Raw genomic sequence first — 5756 nt, forward strand, 5'->3', positions numbered from 1 at the left:
AGCGCCCGTGCCGCCGTCGCGTCGGGGTCCAGCCGGGCGCCCTCCCGTACGCACTCCTCGTAGGCCCGCGCGCCCAGCAGCTCCCGGGCCCGCTGCTCGCAGCGGGCGTGCGGCGCGTTGAAGTACCGCGAGCCGAACAGCGGCAGCCCCACGGAGTTCCACAGCTGCCCGGCCGCGCCCTGGAGCACCGCCGCCTCCGCCGGGTCGCCCTCGTCCACCGTGATCAGCGCGAGCAGCTCCACCGCCAGCACGGTGCCCACCAGATCGTGGAAGGCGTGGTCGATGGCCAGGCACTCCTCCAGCAGCGCCCGCGCCTGCCCGGCGTCCCCGCGCGTCCAGGCCGCGTAGCCGAGCACATAGAGGGCGTAGGCGAGCGACCAGCGCTCGCCGTGGTCGGCGCAGATCCGCCGCACCTCCTCGCACAGCTCCACCGCGCCGGTCAGATCGCCCTGGAAGGCGACCGCCATGGCCAGCTCCACCTGGCCCATCAGCACATTGCTGTTGAGCTCCCCGATCTCGCGGTAGCGGGCCAGCGCCTCGCGCAGCAGCCGCTCGGCGCGCGGCATGTCGTCCGACACCAGGGCGAGACAGCCGGTGCGGTGCACGGCGTAGGCGGCGGCGACCGCGTTGTCCGTGCGCTCCGCCTCCGCGCGGCACTCCTGGAGCGCCTCCAGGGCCGCCACCGAGTCGCCCTGGAGGACGGCGACGTGCCCGGCCACCCACAGCGCCTTCAGCCGCGACTCCTCGTGGTCGCCGTCCAGCGCCAGCGCGCGGTCCAGCCAGTGCCGGCCCTCGGCGAGCCGCCCGCAGCCGACCCAGTAGAACCACAGGGTGCCGGCCAGATACTGGCCCAGATAGGCGTCCTGGGCGTCCTCCAGGCTGAACTCCAGGGCGATGCGCAGATTGGGCAGCTCCGCGTCGATCCGGGCGGCCACCTCCGCCTGCCGGGGGCTGAACCAGTCCAGCTCGCACCAGGTGGCCAGGCCCAGGTACCAGTCGCGGTGGCGGCGGCGCATCCGCTCGGTGTCCTCCAGCGCGTCCAGCCAGCCCGCGCCGTACGCCCGTACGGTGTCGAGCATGCGGTAGCGCACCCCGGCCGGGGTGTCCTCGCGCACCACCACCGACTGGGCCACCAGCTCGGCCACCACGTCGACCAGCCGCTCCGCGGGCAGATCGGGCCCGGAGCACACGTACTCGGCCGCCTCCAGCGTGAAGTGGCCGGCGAAGACCGACAGCCGGGCCCACAGCAGCCGCTCCGCCGGCGTGCACAGCTCATGGCTCCAGCCGATCGCGGTGCGCAGCGTCTGATGGCGCGGGAGGACCCCCCGGCCGCCGCCGGTGAGCAGCCGGAAGCGGTCGTCGAGGCGGAGCAGCACCTGTTCCAGGGAGAGCGCCCGCAGCCGCCCGGCGGCGAGCTCCAGGGCGAGCGGGATGCCGTCCAGGCGCCGGCACAGCTCGGTGACGGCCCGCTCGTTGGCGGGCGTGACCGCGAAGCCCGGCAGCACGGCGGCCGCCCGGTGGGCGAACAGCTCGGCGGCCTCCCCGGGCACCGGCATCGGGCGCAGCGGCAGGCACTGCTCGCCCGCGATCTCCAGCGGGCGCCGGCCGACCGCCAGCACGGCCACGCCCGGCGCCTGCCGCAGCACCTCCGACACCAGCTCGGCGCACTCGGTGACGATCTGCTCGAAGCCGTCCAGGACCAGCAGCAGCCGGCGGTCGGCGAGCTGTTCGGTCAGGGCGGTGCGCGGGGGCCGGCCGGTGTGGTCGGCCACGCCCAGGGCCTCCGCCACGGCGTGCTCCAGCAGGCCGCCGTCGCGCAGGGTGGAGAGCTCCACGAGCCAGATGCCATCGCAGAAGCGTTCCTGCGCCATCTGTCCCCGCCGCAGCCGACGGGCCGCGCGCACGGCCAGCCGGGTCTTGCCGACCCCGCCCACGCCGGTCACCGTCACCAGCCGGTGCTCGGCCAGCCGGCCCTCCAGCTCGGCGAGTTCCGCGCCGCGCCCCACGAAGCGGTTGAGCTCGGCGGGGAGGTTGCCGAGGGCGGGCGGCAGCGCCGTCAGGTCCGGGCCCTCGCCGGCCCACGGCGCGGCGGGTCCGCAGGGGCCGTCGAGGTCATCGGGCCCATGGGGCCCGTCGGGGCCCTCGGGGCCGTCAGGTGAGGAGGAATCGGGGCGCGGGGGGCGTCGCATGGAACACGGAGCGTACCGAGCGATAAGCGGACCGTACAATCCCGCGCCGTATCGGATGCCCGGCGCCGGGAAACGTGGTACGGCCCCTCGGCCCCGGCGCGATAAGGTCGATTACTGCCGCTCGCGCCCGTCGGACCACCCGCCCGTGACCGATGGTGACACGCTGGCAGCGGCAGGCGACGACGGCGCGGATAGACGACAGGGAGCGGTGCAACGTGTCCGGTGGAGAGGTGGCCGGGATTCTCGTGGCCGTCTTCTGGGCCATTCTGGTCTCGTTCCTCGCCGTGGTGCTGGTGAGGCTGGCCCAGGTGCTGAAGGCGACCACCAAGCTGGTGGCGGACGTCTCCGCGCAGGCGGTCCCGCTGCTGGGGGAGGCGTCGGCGACCGTGCGGTCCGCGCAGACCCAGCTGGAGCGCGTGGACGCCATCGCCAGCGATGTGCAGGAGGTCACCTCCAACGCCTCCGCGCTCTCCTCGACCGTCGCCTCCACCTTCGGCGGCCCGCTGGTCAAGGTCGCCGCCTTCGGCTACGGCGTCCGGCGTGCCATCGGACGCAAGGACGCCGCCGAACCTCGCCGTACCGTGATCGTCGGACGGACCCTGCCGTCGGCCCGCCGGGGCCGCAAGCGGGGTCGCGGCGGAAAGGGCTGATCCACTGATGTTCCGCCGTACGTTCTGGTTCACCGCGGGCGCCGCGGCCGGGGTGTGGGCCACCAACAAGGTCCACCGCAAGCTCCGGCAGCTGACCCCGGAGAGCCTGGCGGCCCGGGCCGCCGACAAGGCCGTGGAGACCGGGCACCGGCTGAAGGAGTTCGCGCTCGACGTCAAGGCCGGCATGGCCCAGCGGGAGCTGGAGCTCAACGACGCCCTGGGCCTGGAGGCGGACCCCGACGGCCCCCGTGAACTCCCCGCGCCGCGCCGCCCGGCCGCGCTTGCCCCCAAGACCCCGTACAACCGGAATGAGGACCACTGATGGAGTCGGCTGAAATCCGTAGTCGCTGGCTGCGCTTCTTCGAGGAGCGCGAGCACACCGTCGTGCCGTCGGCGTCGCTGATCGCGGACGACCCGACGCTGCTGCTGGTCCCGGCGGGCATGGTGCCGTTCAAGCCGTACTTCCTCGGCGAGGTCAAGCCGCCCTTCCCGCGCGCCACCAGCGTGCAGAAGTGCGTCCGCACCCCGGACATCGAGGAGGTCGGCAAGACCACCCGGCACGGCACCTTCTTCCAGATGTGCGGCAACTTCTCCTTCGGCGACTACTTCAAGGAAGGCGCCATCAAGCTCGCCTGGGAGCTGCTGACCACCCCGGTGGCGGACGGCGGCTACGGGCTGGAGCCGGAGAAGCTCTGGATCACCGTCTACCAGGACGACGACGAGGCCGAGGCCATCTGGCGCGACGTCGTCGGCGTCCCCGCCGAGCGCATCCAGCGGCTGGGCAAGAAGGACAACTTCTGGTCCATGGGCGTGCCCGGCCCCTGCGGCCCCTGCTCCGAGATCAACTACGACCGCGGCCCCGAGTTCGGCGTCGAGGGCGGCCCGGCCGTCAACGACGAGCGGTACGTGGAGATCTGGAACCTGGTCTTCATGCAGTACGAGCGCGGCGCCGGCTCGGACAAGGAGGACTTCCCGATCCTCGGCGAGCTGCCCAGCAAGAACATCGACACCGGCCTCGGCCTCGAGCGCCTGGCGATGATCCTCCAGGGCGTCCGCAACATGTACGAGACCGACACCCTGCGCGTGGTCATGGACAAGGCCACCGAGCTGACCGGGGTCCGGTACGGCGCCGACAACGCCTCGGACGTGTCCCTGCGCGTGGTCGCCGACCACATCCGCACCTCCGTGATGCTCATCGGCGACGGCGTCACCCCCGGCAACGAGGGCCGCGGCTACGTGCTCCGGCGCATCATGCGCCGCGCGATCCGCAACATGCGCCTGCTGGGCGCCACCGGCCCCGTCGTCGGCGACCTCGTCGACGTCGTGATCGGCACCATGGGCCTGCAGTACCCGGAGCTGATCGCCGACCGCAAGCGGATCGAGACCGTCGCCCTGGCCGAGGAGGCCGCCTTCCTCAAGACGCTGAAGGCCGGCACCAACATCCTCGACACGGCCGTCAGCGACACCAAGGCGGCCGGCAAGTCCGTGCTCCCCGGCGACAAGGCGTTCCTGCTCCACGACACCTGGGGCTTCCCGATCGACCTCACCCTGGAGATGGCCGCCGAGCAGGGCCTGAGCGTGGACGAGGCCGGCTTCCGCCGCCTGATGAAGGAGCAGCGGGAGCGGGCCAAGGCCGACGCCCGGGCCAAGAAGACCGGCCACGCCGACCTGTCCGCGTACCGCGAGGTCGCCGACACCGCCGGCGCCACCGTCTTCACCGGCTACACCGACACCGAGGGCGAGTCCACGGTCGTCGGGCTGCTGGTCGACGGCGTCTCCTCGCCCGCCGCCTCCGAGGGCGACGAGGTGGAGGTCGTCCTGGACCGCACCCCGTTCTACGCCGAGGGCGGCGGCCAGCAGGCCGACACCGGCCGGATCAAGCTGGACACCGGGGCCGTCATCGAGGTCCGCGACGTGCAGCAGCCGGTGCCGGGCGTCAGCGTCCACAAGGGCGTGGTGCAGGTCGGCGAGGTGACGGTGGGCGCCTCGGCGCACACCCGGATCGATGTGCGCCGCCGCCGGGCCATCGCCCGCGCCCACAGCGCCACCCACCTCACCCACCAGGCGCTGCGCGACGCGCTCGGCCCCACGGCCGCCCAGGCCGGCTCGGAGAACGCCCCGGGCCGCTTCCGCTTCGACTTCGGCTCGCCGACCGCCGTGCCCGGCACGGTGCTCCTGGACGTCGAGCAGAAGATCAACGAGGTGCTCTCCCGCGAGCTGGACGTCCACGCCGAGGTCATGAGCATGGACGAGGCCAAGAAGCAGGGCGCCATCGCCGAGTTCGGCGAGAAGTACGGCGAGCGGGTGCGCGTGGTCACCATCGGCGACTTCTCCAAGGAGCTGTGCGGTGGCACGCATGTGCACAACACCGCCCAGCTGGGCCTGGTGAAGCTGCTCGGCGAGTCCTCCATCGGCTCCGGTGTGCGCCGGGTGGAGGCGCTGGTCGGCGCCGACGCCTACCAGTTCCTCGCCCGGGAGCACACGGTCGTCTCGCAGCTCACCGACCTGGTCAAGGGCCGGCCGGAGGAGCTCCCGGAGAAGATCGCCGGGATGCTGGCCAAGCTCAAGGACGCGGAGAAGGAGATCGAGAAGTTCCGCGCCGAGAAGGTGCTCCAGGCCGCCGAGGGGCTGGCCGAGGGCGCCCGCGACGTGCACGGCGTGGCGCTGGTGACCGGCCGGGTCCCGGAGGGCACGGGCGCCGACGACCTGCGCCGGCTGGTCCTCGACGTGCGGGGCCGCATCCAGGGCGGCCGCCCGGTGGTCGTCGCGCTGTTCACGGTGGTCAACGGCCGCCCGCTGACGGTGATCGCCACGAACGAGGCGGCCCGCGAGCGCGGGGTGAAGGCCGGTGAGCTGGTGCGCACGGCCGCCAAGACGCTCGGTGGCGGCGGTGGCGGCAAGGACGACGTCGCCCAGG

4 protein-coding genes are annotated in these 5756 nt (G+C 73.2%); 3 read left to right on the forward strand and 1 reads right to left on the reverse strand.

Going from position 1 to position 5756, the window contains the following annotated elements; translation table 11 throughout:
* A partial coding sequence (locus ACSNOD_RS27475) for an ATP-binding protein (RefSeq protein ID WP_436769768.1) occupies nt 1–2189 on the reverse strand: 2189 nt, incomplete at its 3' end.
* Nucleotides 2190–2404: 215 nt separating this feature from the next.
* Between ACSNOD_RS27475 and ACSNOD_RS27480 the strand changes: the two genes are divergently transcribed.
* The 3 genes from ACSNOD_RS27480 to alaS form a co-directional block, all read left to right on the forward strand.
* On the forward strand, nt 2405–2839 hold the full coding sequence (locus tag ACSNOD_RS27480) for a DUF948 domain-containing protein (RefSeq protein WP_436769769.1): 435 nt from the start codon (nt 2405–2407) through the stop codon (nt 2837–2839).
* 7 nt (nt 2840–2846) lie between these two features.
* Nucleotides 2847–3161, forward strand: a complete 315-nt coding sequence (locus tag ACSNOD_RS27485) for a DUF6167 family protein (RefSeq protein ID WP_436769770.1) — start codon at nt 2847–2849, stop codon at nt 3159–3161.
* The coding region (alaS, locus tag ACSNOD_RS27490) for an alanine--tRNA ligase (RefSeq protein ID WP_436769771.1) at nt 3161–5756 on the forward strand (2596 nt) is incomplete at its 3' end. The genes ACSNOD_RS27485 and alaS, both read left to right, overlap by 1 nt.

The organism is Streptomyces sp. URMC 123, from assembly GCF_051386515.1.
Classification (GTDB): domain Bacteria; phylum Actinomycetota; class Actinomycetes; order Streptomycetales; family Streptomycetaceae; genus Streptomyces.

Coding starts and splice junctions, on each gene's coding strand:
- ACSNOD_RS27485 (WP_436769770.1), top strand. CDS start 2,847: ATGTTCCGCCGTACGTTCTGGTTCACCGCGGGCGCCGCGGCCGGGGTG.